The organism is Prosthecobacter sp. (genome assembly GCF_044373815.1).
Lineage (GTDB): Bacteria > Verrucomicrobiota > Verrucomicrobiia > Verrucomicrobiales > Verrucomicrobiaceae > Prosthecobacter.
In genome coordinates this window covers 1-17356 of sequence record NZ_JBIPNG010000090.1, presented here as the reverse complement: position 1 = coordinate 17356, position 17356 = coordinate 1, and the positions used below count along the sequence as shown (strand labels likewise).

At 58.8% G+C, this 17356-nt stretch carries 17 protein-coding genes; 8 read left to right on the top strand and 9 right to left on the bottom strand.

The annotated features are described in order from the left end of the window. From purD to ACIREA_RS10085, 3 genes are all read left to right on the top strand, one after another. Nucleotides 1–1021 (top strand): phosphoribosylamine--glycine ligase (purD, locus tag ACIREA_RS10095; protein WP_397382147.1); only part of this gene is annotated, 1021 nt, incomplete at its 5' end. Between the two features lie 47 nt (nucleotides 1022–1068). Then, nucleotides 1069–1305: an addiction module protein gene (locus ACIREA_RS10090; RefSeq protein ID WP_397382146.1), complete on the top strand. Its 237-nt coding sequence runs from the start codon at nucleotides 1069–1071 to the stop codon at nucleotides 1303–1305. A gap of 104 nt (nucleotides 1306–1409) precedes the next feature. Continuing rightward, complete coding sequence (locus ACIREA_RS10085) at nucleotides 1410–1610, top strand: type II toxin-antitoxin system RelE/ParE family toxin (protein ID WP_397382145.1); 201 nt, start codon at nucleotides 1410–1412, stop codon at nucleotides 1608–1610. Here ACIREA_RS10085 and ACIREA_RS10080 read toward each other — a convergent pair. Continuing rightward, the gene (locus ACIREA_RS10080) at nucleotides 1599–3017 is read right to left on the bottom strand and encodes a DUF362 domain-containing protein (RefSeq protein WP_397382144.1); all 1419 of its coding nucleotides are present in this window, start codon (nucleotides 3015–3017) and stop codon (nucleotides 1599–1601) included. The two genes, ACIREA_RS10085 and ACIREA_RS10080, sit on opposite strands and share 12 nt — an antisense overlap. 88 nt (nucleotides 3018–3105) lie before the next feature. Between ACIREA_RS10080 and ACIREA_RS10075 the strand changes: the two genes are divergently transcribed. Together ACIREA_RS10075 and ACIREA_RS10070 are read left to right on the top strand one after the other, a co-directional pair. After that, nucleotides 3106–3765 (top strand): M23 family metallopeptidase, encoded by a 660-nt coding sequence (locus tag ACIREA_RS10075; protein ID WP_397382143.1) that lies wholly within the window; start codon nucleotides 3106–3108, stop codon nucleotides 3763–3765. Between the two features lie 17 nt (nucleotides 3766–3782). Further along, nucleotides 3783–4406 (top strand): hypothetical protein, encoded by a 624-nt coding sequence (locus ACIREA_RS10070; protein WP_397382142.1) that lies wholly within the window; start codon nucleotides 3783–3785, stop codon nucleotides 4404–4406. Nucleotides 4407–4425: 19 nt separating this feature from the next. Here ACIREA_RS10070 and ACIREA_RS10065 read toward each other — a convergent pair whose 3' ends face one another. Together ACIREA_RS10065 and ACIREA_RS10060 are read right to left on the bottom strand one after the other, a co-directional pair. After that, nucleotides 4426–5934, bottom strand: a complete 1509-nt coding sequence (locus ACIREA_RS10065) for a hypothetical protein (protein ID WP_397382141.1) — start codon at nucleotides 5932–5934, stop codon at nucleotides 4426–4428. Nucleotides 5935–5954: 20 nt separating this feature from the next. Continuing rightward, the gene (locus tag ACIREA_RS10060; RefSeq protein WP_397382140.1) at nucleotides 5955–7514 is read right to left on the bottom strand and encodes a PA14 domain-containing protein; all 1560 of its coding nucleotides are present in this window, start codon (nucleotides 7512–7514) and stop codon (nucleotides 5955–5957) included. Nucleotides 7515–7638: 124 nt separating this feature from the next. Here ACIREA_RS10060 and ACIREA_RS10055 point away from each other — a divergent pair, with 124 nt between their 5' ends. Then, nucleotides 7639–8184 carry a hypothetical protein gene (locus tag ACIREA_RS10055; RefSeq protein WP_397382139.1) on the top strand — a complete coding sequence of 182 codons (546 nt, stop codon included), beginning with the start codon at nucleotides 7639–7641 and terminating at the stop codon, nucleotides 8182–8184. Nucleotides 8185–8190: 6 nt separating this feature from the next. On the opposite strand, the gene ACIREA_RS10050 is transcribed toward ACIREA_RS10055, so the two are convergent. Then, nucleotides 8191–8448, bottom strand: a complete 258-nt coding sequence (locus ACIREA_RS10050; protein WP_397382138.1) for a hypothetical protein — start codon at nucleotides 8446–8448, stop codon at nucleotides 8191–8193. Between the two features lie 142 nt (nucleotides 8449–8590). Here ACIREA_RS10050 and ACIREA_RS10045 point away from each other — a divergent pair, with 142 nt between their 5' ends. Next, nucleotides 8591–8974 carry an ATP-dependent Clp protease adaptor ClpS gene (locus tag ACIREA_RS10045; protein ID WP_397382137.1) on the top strand — a complete coding sequence of 128 codons (384 nt, stop codon included), beginning with the start codon at nucleotides 8591–8593 and terminating at the stop codon, nucleotides 8972–8974. Nucleotides 8975–8983: 9 nt separating this feature from the next. Here ACIREA_RS10045 and ACIREA_RS10040 read toward each other — a convergent pair whose 3' ends face one another. Next, nucleotides 8984–10252, bottom strand: coding sequence for an MFS transporter (locus ACIREA_RS10040; RefSeq protein WP_397382136.1), 1269 nt, complete (start codon nucleotides 10250–10252; stop codon nucleotides 8984–8986). Between the two features lie 160 nt (nucleotides 10253–10412). Between ACIREA_RS10040 and ACIREA_RS10035 the strand changes: the two genes are divergently transcribed. After that, the gene (locus ACIREA_RS10035) at nucleotides 10413–10949 is read left to right on the top strand and encodes a ferritin (RefSeq protein ID WP_397382135.1); all 537 of its coding nucleotides are present in this window, start codon (nucleotides 10413–10415) and stop codon (nucleotides 10947–10949) included. 12 nt (nucleotides 10950–10961) lie between these two features. Here ACIREA_RS10035 and ACIREA_RS10030 read toward each other — a convergent pair whose 3' ends face one another. The 4 genes from ACIREA_RS10030 to ACIREA_RS10015 all read right to left on the bottom strand — a co-directional run bounded on the left by ACIREA_RS10030 (nucleotide 10962) and on the right by ACIREA_RS10015 (nucleotide 17202). Continuing rightward, the gene (locus ACIREA_RS10030) at nucleotides 10962–13526 is read right to left on the bottom strand and encodes a hypothetical protein (protein ID WP_397382134.1); all 2565 of its coding nucleotides are present in this window, start codon (nucleotides 13524–13526) and stop codon (nucleotides 10962–10964) included. A 90-nt stretch (nucleotides 13527–13616) separates the two neighbouring features. Then, complete coding sequence (locus tag ACIREA_RS10025; protein ID WP_397382133.1) at nucleotides 13617–15611, bottom strand: VWA domain-containing protein; 1995 nt, start codon at nucleotides 15609–15611, stop codon at nucleotides 13617–13619. A gap of 5 nt (nucleotides 15612–15616) precedes the next feature. Then, entirely contained in the window at nucleotides 15617–16645 is a 1029-nt protein-coding gene (locus ACIREA_RS10020; RefSeq protein ID WP_397382132.1) for a VWA domain-containing protein, read from the bottom strand. After that, nucleotides 16642–17202 (bottom strand): DUF4381 family protein, encoded by a 561-nt coding sequence (locus ACIREA_RS10015; RefSeq protein ID WP_397382131.1) that lies wholly within the window; start codon nucleotides 17200–17202, stop codon nucleotides 16642–16644. The genes ACIREA_RS10020 and ACIREA_RS10015 overlap by 4 nt, the downstream gene beginning before the upstream one ends. Nucleotides 17203–17356: the final 154 nt, after the last annotated feature.

Here is a 17356-nt window from a genome sequence, read left to right as displayed (position 1 = left end):
CCTGTCCAATCTCTGCGCCGAGGCCGGCATCCCATGCTGGGGCCCCCGGAAAGAGATCGCCCAGCTTGAAGCATCGAAAACTTTCGCGAAGAGATTTCTAAAGCGCCACGGCATCCCCACCGCAGATTTCACCATCTGCACCACCGCAGCGGAGGCCAAGGCCGCCCTGACGGAAATGCCCATCGTGCTGAAGTTCGACGGCCTTGCCGCTGGCAAAGGTGTCGCTGTCTGCACCGCGCAAGATGAGGCCGAAGCCTTCGTCGATGACGTCATGGAAAAGCGCTGCTTTGGCGCTGGCGATCTGCTTGTGGAAAAATGCCTTACCGGCCCCGAAATCTCCATCTTCGCCTCCGTGTGCGATGAGTCCTATCAAATCCTCATGCCCGCGCGCGATTACAAGCGCATCCGCGACAACGACCAGGGTCCAAATACCGGCGGCATGGGCGCGGTGGCTTCTCTGGAACTCGCAGACCCTGCGCTCATGCAGCGCATCGAGCGTGAGATCGTGCAACCCACCGTGCAGGGCATCTTGAAGGACGGCCTGAAATACCGCGGCTTCCTCTACTTCGGCCTCATGCTCACGCCCAACGGCCCGCAAGTCATCGAGTACAACTGCCGTTTCGGCGACCCTGAAGCCGAAGCCGTGCTCCCCATGCTGCGCGGTGATTTCGCCACCTACGCGCTCGAAGCAGCGAAGGGCAATCTGCAGCCAGACCTCATTCAATTCGCCCTCGGCTGGAGCATCTGCCTCATCAGCGCCAGCGCCGGTTATCCCGCCTCATCGCGCAATGGCGATGTCATCTCCGGCCTCGAATCCGTGAGCGGTGCCCGCGTTTATCACTGTGGCACGAAGAAGAACACCGCCGGCCAGTTTGAAACCAATGGCGGCCGTGTGCTCGCCGTCGTTGCCCAGGGCGCAACACGTGTCGAAGCCCGGGAGAAAGCCTACGCCGAAAGCGCCAAGATCACCTTTGACGGTCTGCAACGCCGCTCGGACATCGGCAAGATGCACTTTGAGTGAGACATTTGGAATTCGACAAAGCGGACCGGTTTGATTAACATTCAGCCATGCCTGCCACACTTGATGCTGTTGCCAGAGATGCGCTGGTGCTCACTCGCGACGAGCGCCTGATCCTTGCGCGACAGCTGCTTATCAGTGTGGAGCCAAATGTTGACGAAGAATCGGAGGCGGCATGGGAGGAGGAAATCGGACAGCGAATTCATCGCTTTGATGATGGGTTTTCCCAGACGGTTCCTGCTTCGGAGGTTTTTGCCCGCCTTGCCGTTATAGCTCCTGGCCGATGAATGGCGGCTTCGAGTTTCTTCCCGAAGCGTTTCGCGAGGTGGAAGAGGCCACTCTCTACTACCAATCCTGCGATACCGATCTTGGCTTTCGCTTTCGCTAACTGGTGGAAAACGCCTGTGCGGCCATTGCCCGTTCACCGCTGCATTGGAATGAGCGGAAAGGAGGTTTCAGGCGGGTGAACTTGAGCGGCTTCCCATATTACGTCGCCTATTTCATTCGAGGTGATCGAATCATCATCGCAGCAGTGGCACATGCCAGCCAGCATCCCGATTACTGGAAGCAACGTCCGGGGTCAGACCGCTGACTTCCCCATCTTCACCAGCCTCTCATCACTCTCCAAATGCCCAGCCCAGCCGAAGTGGCATTGGAATTCGAAACAATGCTTCATCTGCTCAAAAGGCCCGGTCCATTCCGGCTTGTTGGATGCGACGTTGATGTCTGAAGGTGCAAATCCCGTGATCGGCAGTCGCTGGATGGCGAAGGCATCGTTAAGCAGCCGGGTCTTTTTCCAATTGAGCCCCATGAGCTGCGCGCTCACACAATCAACCGCCACAGGATGAGTCCCCGCGAGAATGACTCCACTGGCCACAGGATCGCATGACATTGGACCATCGCCATCTCCGCCGATGATGCCATCGACAATCGTCAGGTAGCGCAGAGGTTTGTCACGCCGCACGCCGCGCCCGTCAAAGTAGAAGAAGCACTTGTGCAGATCCAGGATCATGCGCCACGCGGTGTTATTGCCGTGCCAGTTGCCTGATCGCACGACTTCTTTTGTGTCTCCGAAGACGAGACGCCCCAGCTTCTTCAGCGGCACGAAAAGCTTGGAGAGGAAAAACCGCCCAAAGAGGATTTTTTTGGCGGTGCGCATCAGCGTGCCTTCCAGCGCCCGCTTCGCGGTGGATTCGGCAAATTGGTCTCCACCCTCCGCAGGCGTGCCCTCCGTATGGCGCGGCAGCCAATTGGTGCGTGGCGTGGTGCCCACCAGATTTTTCAGCGCTACGGTGAGCCCGACTTTTTTGTGCGTCTTGAGCTTCGGCACATTGATCAGCACGTCCGCATTCATCGGCGTGCGGCAAATGCGGTACTCGTGGTGCGGATCCGTGTGCTGCCGGTTCGTTGTGGCGAAATCGAACGATGCTCCATACAGCTTGCCCAGGCCGGGATGCCCGAGGAATTCACTGTCCGCATCCAGATGAATGTCCACAGACCCGGAGGGATCGCTTGGCAGTTCCCGTTTGGCGATGGTGACCCCGTCATCAATGGTCCATTCCTCACACCGCATGTCGAACAGCAGAAACGCAATCCCCGGAAACTCTTTCGTGAGATCAGTGATGAGATCATCCAGCCGGTGCAGGCGGCGGATCGTGGCAAAGGACGAATCGCTCTGCGGGGCGTCACACAGCGTCACAGATCCATGTCCCTGAAGCTTCCTCGCGGCCCAGCGGGCGACTTCGCGCACGACTGCGGGATGCGTGATGATCGTGAGCCAGCCACCTTCATCCTCGGGCTTGCTGGCATTATGCTCCTTGACCCAGTTCGGCTTGATGACCACACGGTCACCCGGAGTGATGAAGTCCGCAGATAGTTCCAGCGCGTTGATGGCATCCTCAATCTGCTGCCGCAGGGCATCGGCATCGTCATAGCTGGTTTTACCGCTAAAGACCGAGACTTTGGGGGCACCGAACGAGGAAGGGGAGAGCGTGTTCACAGGAATGAGGTTATTTAAGGGCGTCACGTTCCCTTTGCAACGCTCCCGCAGCCCTCGAATCTCCCTTATGCAGACACTGGTGCGGATCATGCGCGTGCTTTTGACCCTCGCCCTCACGGCGGTGGTCATCGGCATGATCTGGCTGCGGTTTGGGACCTCGTCCTCCCTTGCACTCACGCCGCTCGATCCGGCTTTCGTTCGGCTGACTCCGCTTGAAGTCGCCACTCTGCCTCTCGCCACCCGTTTTGACATGCCCATGGGGTCTGAGCACGGCGCACTAACCTACAATGCCCGGCCTTTTCGCATCTCACGGCACCTTGGCGACGATTTGAACGGCATCGGCGGCGGCAATTCGGATTTGGGCGCTTCGGTGTACGCCTCAGGAGCCGGGCGCGTTGTATATGCGGGCATTCCAGGGCCGGGTTGGGGCAAAATGATCCTCATCGCACACCGCCTGCCGGATAAAGATGAACTCGGTCCAGTGATCCAGACCATGTATGCGCATTTGCAGTCGATCGGGGTAGAAGTCGGCCAGATGGTGCAGCGCGGCTACCAAATCGGCACGGTGGGAACGGCTGAAGGTGCCTATTTGGCACATCTGCATTTCGAAGTGCGGCTTGGTCCTTATGTGAATCCTGGCCAGGGATATGCTGATACACCCCTGAACCGCGTCGCACCCGAACAGTTCATCCGAGCACATCGGGGTGTTGGAGCAGATATTCTGAACCCACCGCCAGAAAAAGACTAAAAACCACAAAAGATGATTTGAAGGAAGCCCATTTGAATCCGTCATTCATACTGCTCCTTCAACCCATGCGTTTGATCTCATTATTTTGCTGTCTGCTCGTCCTGGTGACTTCACCAGGGCTTTCTCAGCCAGTGAAATCGACTCCGGCCCAGATCACCTGCGAGACGCTGTGCGGGGAGCTCTTTACCTCGATCCGGATGGAGCCAGACAAGATGGTGATGCGGCTGGAAGAAGCGCTGGTCATCCACGAAGCCTGTGCTGCAGAAATTGTGACGGCCGCCATTGATGCGGTGAATGCGGAGCCAAATCAGGTTCGCAAGATTGTAGAGACGGCGATGGATCTGGCACCAGCTCGTGCAGCCCTGATTACCGCAGCGGTGAAAAACTACACAGCTCCGGTAGTCGTGGCTGCCGCCGAGGAGCAGATGGAGGTGCGTCGCGCAGTCCTGCCCACTGCCGCGCCACCCCAGCCAATGGCGGGAGAACAGGTGATGCGTGCAGAACTGCCCCTGCAAACCCGTAGCATTCCCATTGTCGAAGTGCGGCGTGCGGAGCCCGTAGCAGCCATGGAGCTCCAGGTGCAAGAGTCCGAACCATCCCTGAAACTGATGGATGTGCCCAAGGCAAAACCGATGAAGTGAAAATGGGGATCAAGCCCTCCTACTTCGCAGGAATCTCATTCAGCGTATAATAACCCACCTTGTGCAGCAGCGGAAGCTTCTCAGCGCTCTTCACACCATCCAGATGCAGCTCATGGATATGCCCTTTGGTGAGCGGTGAAATCGTCAGGCGCACTGATTTGCCGTCTGCGGCGACGGTTGCGGCGGTGATCTTGGGCAGGATTTCTGAGACTTCATCGCCACCGTATTGTTCGCGATACGCATAGGTGAACTCTCGCATGCTGTAGCTCTTCACATCGCCAGCGGTGGTTGGATCAATGGGCTGAGTGAAGGTCACCTCAAAGCCGTCCGGCTTCGCGTGCATTTCATGCACCTCAAAAGGCGTCTTACCCGTCCATTCGCACTTTTCAAAGCAGAAGGGTTTTCCTCCACGTGCGCCCCAGCCTCGGTCACTGCCGCCGACAAAAACACGTCCTTCTTCATCCATGCGTCCGCCGATGATGCCGCTGGCAAAGCCGCTGCGGAAGGGAATGACCACGCCTTGCTTGATGCCATTCACCGTTTCCAGATAGACGCGGCTCAGATTGCTGTGGCTTTGATCCGCAACAAAGAGCTGCTTGCTGAAGGGACCAAACTTGCCCGCACTGAGATCACAGATGATCGCGCTGGCGGAGTTGCCAATCTTGCCGTGCACCAGATAAACCGCCGGCGGCAGGAGCTGCTTGATGCGCTCGCGCTCCGTCACCATGCGGTCAGGATCTCCTCCTTCGCGTTTGTCTTTGCGGCCTTTGTCACCTTGAAAGGCTTCAGGGATCGGGTCGATCGGACGCGGTCCCATGTTCGGAGCGAGATCATACCAGATGTTGCCACCCGGATGTCCTTGAAAGCTGCCAGGAACCAGATGCTGCAGCGTGCATGAGCCATGCCACGGTCCTTGATTATCGCAGTAATACACTTCGCCATCCGCATCGAAACCCATGCCTCCCGGGCTGCGAATGCCGGAGCAGGTTGGCACCATTGTGCCGTCCGGTTTGATCCGCAGCGCCCAGCCACGAAACGGCACCGCGCTGCTGAAAGAACCCGTCAGGCACAGAGTCACCCAAAGGTCGCCCGCTTTGTCAAAACGGCTGCCAATGGCATACTCATGATAGTCGCCGGACACGCCCCAGTTGTCGTTCACATTTTCAAACACATCAGCGCGGCCGTCGTTATCAGTGTCCTTGAGGCGCGTGATCTCATAGCGCGTGGTCGCATAGAGGTTCTTGTCCTTCGGATTGTAGGCAATGCCCAGCACCTCATGCTGGCCTGAGGCAAACAGCTGGTAACTCACGTTGGAGGAATCATTGCTGCCAGCACCGCTGACGATCCAGATCTCACCCCGACGCGTCCCCAGTGCCAGCTTGCCATCCGGCATCAGGTCGATGGAGCCCACCTCCATTGCCGTCTCCTTCGGTGTGTTAAAAGTGGTGATCTTGTAGAAATCAGCTTCCACCGGATCAGCGGCGAAAAGCGGCGTGCAAAGCAGGGAAAGAATGAAAAAGCGTTTCATGGCAGTGCGTGGCGAAATGATTACTGGGCCCACTGGTAGGTGATGGTCATCGTTCCCGCTTTCGCAGGGACAACAAGGTTCTGGCCGGCGAGCTGCGCTCCTTCGGCGGTGATGCGGTAGGGAAGCGGCCCTTTGCTGACAAAGCTGCCGTCCTTGCTTTCAAACACGCCGCTGCCGAGGCGATACCACGCGTTGGCTGGGAGCTTGCCACTGGCCTTGATCGTACGGATCAGCTTCGCGTTACCCTCAGGTTTGTTGCCATTGCCTTCCACTTGGAAGGACTCCTCCACCTCAGCTCCCCGCCACTTGTAGCGGAAGGTGGGGCTGCGTTTCGCATCCAGCGAGTAGCCCAGCCAGTGAAAGTCTTCATAGCGCTTGGTCTTGTCCCACTTCGGCCATTCCGCATCGGGTTTGTCCGTTACAAAGAATGCCGGTGTGACCTCCCCCGTGGGTTGCAGCACATCGTACCCCAGAGGCTTTTCGTGGCCGCCACCACGTGAGTTCCAGTGCCTGGAGGCATCCATGAAGGCACCGCGCCAGATGAGCGCCAGATTCATGCTCTCAGCACTCCACGCAATGTTCACACCACCTGGATAACCGACCCCAATGCCGCGATTGCCCGCGCCTTGAATGAAGTTGCGATAGATCACCGCCTCGTCCTTCACCACCAGCGGGATGGGGTCGAACTCCTTCTGCTTTTTCGTGCCGCCCTGCCATTTCGGGTGCAGCCATGTGGACAGCGGCGTGATCTGCGTGTCCGCGCCTTTCCAGGCCGCATACAGCTCGATCTGCCCGCCGCCTTGGAAATATTCAAGGCGAAACGCATGCTCACCCTTTTCCAGTGTGATGCCTGCTTCCTTGATGTCGCCGGAGGGGTGAATGCCGTCGTAGACAAGGATCTCCTTGCCATCGATCAGGATTCGCGAGCCATCATCACTGGAGAGATAAAAACGATACGAGCCCTTCTTCGGAGCGATGAGCTTGCCAGTAAAGACCACACCGAACTCGTTCTTGTAGTCGTCCAGTTTCACCTGAAGCAGATTGTCTTCAATCTTACCCTCACGGTGAGGCTTCAACTTGGAGAAATCCGGAAGCTGCTGCCAATTACCGAGGTAAAGCGCAAACTGCACGTCGTGCAGTGTGTCTCCCACCGGTGCCACTTTCAGCACGCCGCGCATCGTCAGCGCATGTCCGGGGAAAGTGCAGACATACGGGTAGCTCCCAGCCTTCTCGGGTGCTGAGAAACTGAGCACCTCTTTTTCATGCGGATTGAGCATCTTGGAGTGCGCCCAGATGCGTTTGTCGTCGGGCAGCCAGTTGCGCTTCAGGGCCTCTTCCGGCTTTTCCATCTGCTTCATGGCCATGGCGGCGGTGTCGGTCCCCGGCTGGCAGAAGACCAGGTTGTGCGGCAGATCATCCCCGTTTTCAAAAGTGATCTTCACCGGCTGCCCCGGCTGCACCAGCAGTTCGGCAGTGTCGTATTTCATCTGCGCAGTCATCGTCTTGAGCGAAAAGACGGCGGGCTCGGCGGCCCGGGCAGTGGCGGCGGCGAGAAGAATGGCAAAAAGCAGGCGGGTCATAAGGAGCGCGGTTAAACGAAGGCGGCGGAGGTTGCCTTGCGAAAAGGCAGCGTCAATGCCCTGAGTTTTATTTCCTTCGCACTTTGGGCTTGGCGCAGGCTGCGGAATTTGGTTATCTCTCCCCATGCACACTTGGTATCTGCTCAAAGCCTCGGACAAGGAAGTTTATGAAGCCAAAGATCTCGAAACTCTGCGTGGATGGGCGGCTGACGCCAAGATCTCCCCGCTCGACAAGATCTCCAGCGACAACCGCATGAGCTGGCAGCGTGCGCCGATGATCCCTGAACTGCAGATGGACCTGCTGGTGCAGATGCCCGACAATTATCTCTACGGCCCGACGAACGTGGCGACGATTCAGGAATTCATGGCCACCGGCGAGATCGATGAAAATGTGACCATCATCAACTGCCTCGACAACAAGGAGTCACGCCTGGCGGATCTCTCCTGGTTTCAGGCCAGCCCGCATCACATTCGCAGCGCCGCCACCACTTTGATCGGCACCGGCCGCCCGGATGAAAAGAGCGGCATGGGAGATGTCATGCAGCAGTCGCGCATCTCCACGCTGGAAAAGCAGGTGATGGAACTGCAGCGCGTGGTGGATGAATGGCAGCAGGCCTACAACGGCCTGCGCCAGCAGTATGTCGAAGCCACCGGCCGCGAGCCGATGTGATCCGTATCAGGCCTCGTCGGTTGTTTCGCCGCTGTTCAAGCCGGGGAGGTCCTTGGCTTTGTCCGCATAGCGGTCGAAACGATTGGAAAGGATCAGTAGCGTCGGCGCCCATAGGCCGATGAAAATGCCCAGACGTTCGGCGTGCGCCGCCTGCTCGGGCGTTTCGCCGTTAAAAAACCACCAGCTCCAGATGGAGAGGATGACGGAGAGCATGCCCGCTTGGAAACAAATCGTACTGAGCGTGCGGCAGATGGAAGGGTTCATAATTGAAAGTTTGCCACGCATCAACGCTCCCCGGCAAGCAATCCCCGTTCTCAGCACAAATCCGGCGGACTAAATCGCAGCCGCAGGCGCGTGGCGTATGTGGGGGCTTGAGAGAAGGCCTGGCTGAGGCATATTGTACTCAATGATTTCCTCTGCTGACATCCGCTGCGCGACCGCTCCGGTGAGACCGCGGCGGCCCCGCGTGGCTCCGCACCAGCCGCGTGTGCAGCCGCTGACGGCTCCGCCTGCGATGGAGCCCCCCTGGCATGTCATCCTGCTGGATGATGATTTTCACACTTTCGAATACGTGGTCGATATGCTGCATGCCATCTTTGGTCATTCGCGAGATCTCGGTAAACGCATGGCTGATGAGGTGAACGACACGGGGCGCGTGATCGTGGCCACAGTTCACAAGGAGCTGGCGGAACTGCGGCAGCAGCAGATTGAGGAATTCGGGCCTGATCCGCACGAAGACAATCCCCAAGGACAAGTCTCCATGAAAGCTTTGATCGAGTGCTCGGAGTAGCCGCAGTGCTCAGCTTTTTCCACGCGGCTCCGGAATGCCGCGCAGAATCAGGATGGAAAGGCACGACATCACCGCCGCGAGGCAGGCGACGAGGTAAAACGAACCGCTGAGCGAGTAAATCACTCCACCCAGACTCGTGGCGATCATCAGCGACCACACATTGCAGAAGCCAAGAATGGCCTGCAGCGTGGAGCGGCGTTCCGGAGGGCAGAGTTCTGCGGTGAGCGTCAGATCGCCCACCCGGTCAAGGAACAGGCCAAAGCCGAGGATGAAGTAGGCAGCGGTGAAGCCGCCAAAGGAATGCGTCAGGCTGGCCCAGATGCACATGGTGATGCAGATGATGCGGGAGAGAATCAGCAGCACCCTGCCACCTTTGTGATATCCCAGCCAGGCCGCGAGCAGGCTGCCAAGAATGGTGCCGATGTTTTGGAAGGTAACGAAACTGCCCTCATCCGCCTCCGGTCTGCCCGTGGTGTGCAGCGCATGCAGGGTGAGAAATGAAACCACCATCAAATAGCCCATGCCGGTGAAGCGCGCTGCGATCAGCTTGAGCAGCTGTGGATGTTTGCCCAGCAGGCCGGGCAGACTGCGCAGATAGCTCCAGTAGCTGCCGGAGTGCGGATGATAATGGCGTGCCGCCGGCAGTTCGCGCATGAACGACTGGGACAACCAGGACAGAAACAGAAAGCCAAACGTGATCAGGTGCAGCACCGCGTAGCCGCGCTGCCCCGGAGAATGCGTGAGCACCTGATGGATCACCGCACCAGCCACCATGCCAATGCACGCCTGCGTGATGTAGCGCGCCGCCCAGCCTGCGGCACGGACACGCTCTGGCACCATGCGTGTGACCATTTCCATCCAGGCCACCACACCCACGCCGCCAATGAGACCGGAGACAACCGGCGTCAGCACCACCACGGGCAGCAGCCACGGACCGGCATCCTGCCAGAACCACAGCACCAGCCCCGTGATGAGGTAGGGCAGTCGTTGCAGCAGACCAAAGCTCATCACCCACAGCTTGAACTTCGTAAGTCGTTCCACCAGCGGTGACACAAACAGTCCGGCCATCGCAAACGCCGCTGGCAGGATCGCCGGCATGATCGCGATGATCGCCGATCGTCCACCCAGTTGCTCCACCATTTTGGGCATCACAGTCTCCGGCTGGAGAAACGCCACTCCACCCATGTACAACCCGCCTTCCAGGCAGTGGCAGATGAAGTTCCGCCGCACGACCTGCGGGTGATGCTGTTGAGGTGAGACTGCGGTGTCGGGTGGCATCGCTGGGGAGACTGCATCGTGGCGTGGACTGGCCCAAAGGAAAGCGAATCGTCCGTTACCTTTCAGTGGTGCTTTTCCAGCCAAATAAAAACAGGGAGCAGTCTTGCACTGGGATCGCTCTACTGTTTCAATCTCTGCAGATTCAAAACCAACGCACACCATGACACTCAATCCCAAACTCACCAAGCTGCTCAACGAGCAGATCAACAACGAAATGTCTTCCAGCTACGTCTATCTCGCCATGGCGGGGTGGTTTGAGCGGACTCCCTATGCTGGCTTTGCCCAGTGGATGTTTGCCCAGAGCCGCGAGGAGACCATGCATGCGCTGAAGTTCTACCAGTATCTCGTGGATCGTGATGCCAAAGTGGAGCTGCAGCCCATCGACAAGCCGAAGATGGACTACAAATCGGTGATGGATGCCTTTCAGCACAGTCTGAAGCAGGAAGAAAAGGTCACCCAGCAGATCAATGACCTGTACGAGGTGGCGGAGCAGGTCAAAGACCACGCTTCGAAAAACCTCCTGCTCTGGTTCCTCAATGAGCAGATGGAGGAGGAGAAAACCGTGCGCGACATGCTCGACCGCCTCAAGCTTGCCGGCGATGATGCCGCCAGCCTCCTCGTTCTCGACCGCGAAGCGGGCAGCCGAAAGTCCGCTGGCGGTGGTTCCCGCTCCAGCATGGTTGGCGGTGGTGCTTAAAAGTGACGCCGTTTACGGTAGCAACTGCATTTCCCACGGCCACAACGGTGTGTACGTGGCGGATTCGACCCAGCCGCGCACGTGTTCGTCGCCGCTGGGTACTTCGACATAGCTCCAGGCTCCGCGTTTTTCGAGCAAACGCATCTGGCTGCCAGGTGGGAGAGCAATGACATTGCCGGACGTGATTGTGGCGGAGGTATAGGCGCTGACTTCGCGTGCAGTGACCACCATCACATCCTTCACGCGATCCCCTGGCGACGGCCGGATGGCCGCGAAAGTGACTGAAGGGATGAAAACGAGGATTCCGATGAGGCTGAAGATCAGCGCATAAGCGCCGCTGCCGCCTTTCTGTGAGGAGGCAAGAATCCAGCGCATGAGGGCCAGCAAAATGAGCCACACGCCTGCGGATGCGGCGATGACCCAGGTGTTTTTGTTCAGCAGCAGGCTCCACTCAGCCAGCGGAGAACCCTCACCGAAGCGGAAGAAGCGCAGCTTTTCATCAAGGTGCCGCAGGTTCTGCCGCACTTCGGGATTCAAGGGATCCAGCAGTTGCGCACGCTGGTACCACAGCGCCGCACGCCCCATGTCTTCCTGCCGGTAGCGCGCGTTGGCGATGAGAGTGAAGGCCGCAGAGCTCAAGGCGGGGGGCTGCTGCTTGGTGAGTGATTCACCAAGGTACTGCGCTTGGGTGAACTTGCCTTTTTCCAGGGCCTCGCGTGCCTGCTGATACACTTCATCAGGGGAAGCATCAGCGGCCCCGGCATTAAGTGAGAGCGTGGCTAGCGCGGCGATGAGCAGGGCGGTGCGTTTCAGCAGCGGTGCCAGTGTGGACAGGATGCGGCTGCGTTCTCCCGCGCCGAGCGCTTGTCCTGCGGTGGGAACTCCGGTGAAACTTTGGGTCTCATAGCGGCGGATGATCTGCCGCAATTCCTCGTCCTTCACTTCACCCGGCTGGCTACGGTGAATGAAGTGGGCGGCGCGTTGCAGGAAATCACGATCCGCGAGATTGCTTTCCTCCAGCCCATGCCACATTTGCTGCAGTTCGCCCCGCAGTCCGCTCGTTGTTTCTGCGCGATGCCGGCGAAACCACGTTAACAGCGTTACCAGAATCACAAGCGCCGCCGGAATTGACTGAATGGCCCAAAAGCGTGCGTTGGTGGTCAGGGGCGCGCTCACGGCGCTCGTGCTCAGCCACTGCGCTTTCGACGGAACGCTCATGAGGATGTCGCTGATCTGCGGCTTGGGCTGCTGCACAGCTGGCGGCTTGGGTGCCTCACCGCTGCCACTGCTTTCCACACCCGCAGCAGCTGCCACCATGACACCAGGCTTGATACGCATCGCAATCGGCGGGGTGCGTGCGGCGACGTATTTCTTCTGCGTAGGACTGAAGTAGCTCAGCTCAAACGGTGGCAGTTCGGGATGCACTTTTTCCGGTACAAAGACCATCGAATAGCCAATGCGACGCTGCATCGCGGGCGTGAGATTGGGGTCGATCGGGCCGTCCACATTGTAACGCCGCGGGGGGTATGCTTTCCAACCCTCAGGCGGCACAAGCCCCGGCGCGTTGAGCGCCTCGAAATTGCCCGAACCGTCGATGGTGATGTCCACCGCCAGCGGATCCCCCACGCTAAGTTCGTTCGGCGTGGCGGTGGCGCTGATGCTGAAATCACCGACCGCTCCGCTGAAGTTTGCAGGTTTGCCCTCGGTGGGAAGCGGCAGAACCTTGATCTTCACCTCCTGGCTTTTGACCACCTGCTTGCGTGGCTCCGCTCCCCCCATGATCATTCCAAAAGGCAGGCCCCGGCTCATCTGCCTCTGGGTGGTTTCGTCAAACACCTCGTACAACAGTTCACAAGTGGCGGGGCCCACTTTTAGATCTCCAGCATGAAGTGCGGAAAGCGTGCTGCGGTAAGTAATGACCACGTAATCAATGTCGTTGATGCGCTGCGGATTTTGGTCGGCCTGCTGCGGAAACCGGGCGATCGCAAAATCACTTTTGTTCACTTCGATCAGACCTACCCGGCGCAGCATCACACTGCCGCGTGGCACAAACAGGCTGGCACTGATGGGAACCACCTCGCCCTGATAGACCTCTGTTTTGCCAACTTCGATCTGAAACAGCGGTATGGTGGCATCTTCGGCTGCAGTGGGAACGGCCGTTGGAGATTCACTGACGATGAGGCGAACCTCATTGGTTTTGAGGATCTCGCCATTCACAAGCACCTCCTGCGGCGGAATGACAAACTCGCCGGGTTCGTTGCTGGCGACACCCCAGACGAACTGCGAGGAGATGATCTGTTGCGCACCTTGGATGTCGATTTTCTGCCGGGTGGAGAGTGCCGTGGTCATGCCTACTTGCACCGGGAGTCGCAGTTCTGGCTCCTTTTGGATGATGCCGTTTTGTACGGTGATGACGTAACTGACCTCCTGCCCTGTGCGCGCATGGTCAGGCTGGAGATAAGCACGCACCGTTGCCGCGGAGCCGCTGGAAATAAGGATTGTCAGAAAAAGCAGAGCCTGCAGCAAGATGGAACGCGGGATGAACTTCCGGGGACGAACCCCCGGAATACCGGCCATGAATTCGGACCGTGCCTGGATTGAGTGGGGATGGAGGCTTTGAATCATTCGAGCTTGGAAATTTCGTTCGTCATTGCCGAAGGCGGCTGCTCACCAGTCTTTTTTATTCGGCGGCGGGGTGTGGTAGCGGTTGGTCAGCGGCGCAGTGATCTCGTCCATGTACTGGCGGATGATCCCTTCCGCCTCTCCGGGGGTATAACCGGTGCGCGGGTTGCGTTGATCGGACAGACCTTCCTTGGCTGCTTTTTTCTTGTCGTCACCGCCGGGCTTTTCGCCTTCTTTGCCCTGCTGGCCTTCTTTTTCGCCTGGGTTGTTGCCTGCGGCTTGGAGCCGGCCCTCGGGCAATTCTTTGGCATCCTTGCCGCCGATGCCGTCATCAGCCTCCTTCTTTTCACCTTTGCCCTCTTTTTGTTCCTTGGGTTCACCCTCACCGTTCGGGTCGCTGCCCTCTTGGCCAGCATCTCCCTCGTCTCCCTCTTTACCTTGCTGGCCTTGACCTTTGTCGCCCTTTTGCCCCTTCTTGCCTTTGTCGCCTTTTTTGCCCTGCTTTTCTTCCATCTGCTTCATCACCTGACGCAGCTGTGCCAGCATTTTGTCCACGTGTTCGCGGTTCTCGCGCAGTTCCTTGTTCTCAGGGTCGAGGTCCTGCGCTGCATCCAGATGGCGCAGCGCGTCGGTCCAGCGTTGAAGCGTGATCTTGGGCTGCTGCTGCAGACCTCGCACGCCTTGATCATACAGCGTTTGGCCGAGACCGCGATGCGCACGTGCACGCAGGGATTTGTCTTCCGTGTGGAGCACTTCGCTGAAGTTCTTGACGCTACCATCGTAGTTGGTGAGGTCATGCTCCGTCGTGGCCAGACCGTAGAGAAGTTCTTCCCGGGAATGCGCGTCGAAGTCCTCGCGTTCCAGCAGCTTCCCGTAGAGGTCACGGGCCTTTTTGAAATCACCGGCCTTGAGTGCTTTAAGCGCCTCATCCGGTGTAGGCCCGCTCGTTGCAAAAAGAGCGGCGAGCATCCCTCCTGCTCCAGCGGCTTGCGCAGGAGGCGCAGGTGCAAAGGCGGCAACAGCCAGTGCCAGCACGACCGGGCGTGCGGCAGGGCGGGGCAGGGCGCTGATGATCCAGGCAAGCATGAGGAGGAATATACCCAGACTCAGCGGCCAGGCAAAGCGCTCAATCGGCCTCGAAGTCTGCCGGTTGGCGGACTCCTGCTCCGTCAGACGGTCGAGCACGGGCTGGATGGACTGCCGGTTGAGTGGTCGGGTGTCTAGTTTAAGGAAGCGTCCGCCGGTGGCGGTGGCCAGCTGTTGCAGCACACCACTTTGAAGTTGTGACCTCACCACATTGCCGGCCTCGTCTCGGATGTAATCACCTTCCACCTCAGGGTTTGGAATGAGCGTGCCTGTATCGGTGCCCACACCCACGGTCACGACAACGATTCCCGCAGCGGTCAGTCGCTGAATGTAGGGAACGAGGTTCGCGTCTGCATCGCCGCCGTCACTGAAAATGACCAGCGCGTAATTGCTCTTTGGCAGGCCTTTGATCGCACGCAGCGTCACCTCCAACAGGTCAGCCAGATTGCTCCCACCCCACTCGATGATCGTGTGGTCGAAGGCTAGCAACGACTCAATGATGGCGTCATGATCTGTCGTGAGCGGCGCCTGCAGGTAGGCGCGGCCGGCAAAGGCCAGCAGGCCTACTCGCTCTCCGTTGAGCTCCATCACAAGGTCATGCGCTGCCAGTCGTGCCCGCGTGAGGCGGTCAGGTGGCACATCCCGCGCGAGCATGGATCGTGAGGTGTCGATGGCGATGAAAATGTTGCGCCCCTTGTCCGGAACCTCGAGCTTTTCCTCCCCCCAGCGCGGTTGGGCCACGGCGACGACGAGACAGGCCATGGCCATGATGTACAAAGCATAAACAAACCATGAACGCCACAGTGAGCGGCCCATGACGAGCGTCGGGCGCAGACGCACCGCAGTGAAAAGGCGTTCTGCCTTGGATGCATGCCCATCCACCAGCACCTTCATTCCCACCAGTGCGGGAATGATCAGTAGGAACCAGAGCAGGTGTTGATGGGCAAAACTCATGACAATCAGGTGGCGACCGGCTCAGGCGCCGAGTGCAAAACGGTCAAAGACAGCAGCAGCGCGAGAAACAACGCGATGGCAGAAACCGCAAGAGGCCAGGGAAACAGCTCCTCGGTTTCGATGATTTTGTGATGTTCGATCTTGGTTTTTTCGAGCTTGTCGATGGTGCCAAAGACATCGCTGAGCGAACTCAGGTTTTGCGCCATGTAGAACTGGCCGCTCCCGATGGCTGCGACCTCTTTGAGCGTACCTTCATCAAACAACTGCTGTCCCACCGGAGTGAACGTGCCGCGCCGGGGATCCGGGATGCTGTGAATGCCCGGCGTGCCGATGGCGATGGTGTAGATCTTGATGCCGAGCGTGGCCGCCAGCTTCGCTGCATCCTGCGGGCTGAGCCGGCCCGAATTGTTCGCTCCATCCGTCAGCAGCACGATGACTTTGCTCGGCGATTTTTCGCGGCGCATGCGGTTGGCGGCGGATGCGATGCCGGACCCGATGGCTGTGCCGTCACCCACACGCTGGGTCTGCACACGGTCGAGATTGTTGATCAGCCAGTCGCGGTCAAGCGTGAGCGGGCAGGGCAGGTAGGTTTCCCCGGCAAAGGCCACGATCCCGATTTTGTCGCTGCGGCGGCCTTTGATGAAGTCTGACATCACGCGCTTGGCCGCCGTAAGGCGGTTCACGGGCTGCCCCCCGATGTAGAAGTCCTCGATCAGCATCGACAGCGAGACGTCCACCGTCAGCATGATCGCGATGCCATCGGCTTTTTCCTCTTCGTAAGACAAAATTTTCTGCGGCCGCGACAGCGCCAGGATGCCGAAGATCAGGCTGGTTAGAATGAGTCCAAAGACGAAGCCTCCAAGGCTGCTGCGCGCTGGTCTGCCGAGTTCACCCAGCAGGGAAGCGGTGGGAAATTTGATGGCAGCCCGTTTGCCGCGTGCACCACGCAGCATCGCCAGCAGTGGCACCAAGGGCAGCAGCAGCAGCCACAGCGGGTGGAAAATCTGAAATGCAGAAAACCCCGGAATGATCATGGTTTCTCCTCCTGCATGCGTGCGAGCGCTTGATCGATGAGCATGGTCGATTCTTCTTCCGTGCGTGGGGCTGGCATGAACGAGATCTCGTCGCACAAATGAGCCACAGGCTCAAACCGTTCACGCCACATTCCCTGGGAGCGCGGCACCGGCATGCCGGGCTGCCGGTCTGTTTTTCCATCAAACAGTTCGCGTGTTGTGCGGGCTGGCGCCGGCACGGAGTAGCGCTCCTGCAGGTAGCGCCTCAGGATCTGCGAGATCCGGTGGCTCATGTCCTGCGGCGGGATGGATTGAATGCGTGCGCGCAGTTCATTCAACGCGCGAAAGGCTGAACTCCACGGCTGCCGCAGAGGTGCTGATGGCGTCTCTTTCGGTCGCACAAGCAGCCAGACGATCAGGGCGATCAAAAGACAAAGCAGCAGCAGGGTCGCCCATGGAATCCACCAGGGGGGCGGCAGTTGCACACTGTCAGGCGGTGGCAGTTCAGGATGCGGCAGCGGGCTAGGGCCCTGAAACTGCGCCAATAGGGGATGCAGGAAGTAAAGCGTGGGCTTCATCCGCGTTTCCTCCTTTTGCGCGAACGGAAATAGGCTTTCAGGGCGGGTGCGTAGTCCTCGTCAGTGCGTACCGTGATGCGCTCGACTCCGCAGCGTCGCAGCAGGTGCACCAGCGCGTTCTGTCGTTCAGCCAGACGTTGTTCATACTGCTCGC

What these genes read in the sequence shown, in the direction of transcription:
- ACIREA_RS10060 (WP_397382140.1), bottom strand. Translation starts at nt 7,514, where the DNA reads ATGACCCGCCTGCTTTTTGCCATTCTTCTCGCCGCCGCCACTGCCCGG.
- ACIREA_RS10015 (WP_397382131.1), bottom strand. Translation starts at nt 17,202, where the DNA reads ATGAAGCCCACGCTTTACTTCCTGCATCCCCTATTGGCGCAGTTTCAG.
- ACIREA_RS10025 (WP_397382133.1), bottom strand. Translation starts at nt 15,611, where the DNA reads ATGAGTTTTGCCCATCAACACCTGCTCTGGTTCCTACTGATCATTCCC.
- ACIREA_RS10040 (WP_397382136.1), bottom strand. Translation starts at nt 10,252, where the DNA reads ATGCCACCCGACACCGCAGTCTCACCTCAACAGCATCACCCGCAGGTC.
- ACIREA_RS10045 (WP_397382137.1), top strand. Translation starts at nt 8,591, where the DNA reads ATGATTTCCTCTGCTGACATCCGCTGCGCGACCGCTCCGGTGAGACCG.
- ACIREA_RS10035 (WP_397382135.1), top strand. Translation starts at nt 10,413, where the DNA reads ATGACACTCAATCCCAAACTCACCAAGCTGCTCAACGAGCAGATCAAC.
- ACIREA_RS10065 (WP_397382141.1), bottom strand. Translation starts at nt 5,934, where the DNA reads ATGAAACGCTTTTTCATTCTTTCCCTGCTTTGCACGCCGCTTTTCGCC.
- ACIREA_RS10020 (WP_397382132.1), bottom strand. Translation starts at nt 16,645, where the DNA reads ATGATCATTCCGGGGTTTTCTGCATTTCAGATTTTCCACCCGCTGTGG.
- ACIREA_RS10055 (WP_397382139.1), top strand. Translation starts at nt 7,639, where the DNA reads ATGCACACTTGGTATCTGCTCAAAGCCTCGGACAAGGAAGTTTATGAA.
- ACIREA_RS10050 (WP_397382138.1), bottom strand. Translation starts at nt 8,448, where the DNA reads ATGAACCCTTCCATCTGCCGCACGCTCAGTACGATTTGTTTCCAAGCG.
- ACIREA_RS10090 (WP_397382146.1), top strand. Translation starts at nt 1,069, where the DNA reads ATGCCTGCCACACTTGATGCTGTTGCCAGAGATGCGCTGGTGCTCACT.
- ACIREA_RS10075 (WP_397382143.1), top strand. Translation starts at nt 3,106, where the DNA reads ATGCGCGTGCTTTTGACCCTCGCCCTCACGGCGGTGGTCATCGGCATG.
- ACIREA_RS10030 (WP_397382134.1), bottom strand. Translation starts at nt 13,526, where the DNA reads ATGGCCGGTATTCCGGGGGTTCGTCCCCGGAAGTTCATCCCGCGTTCC.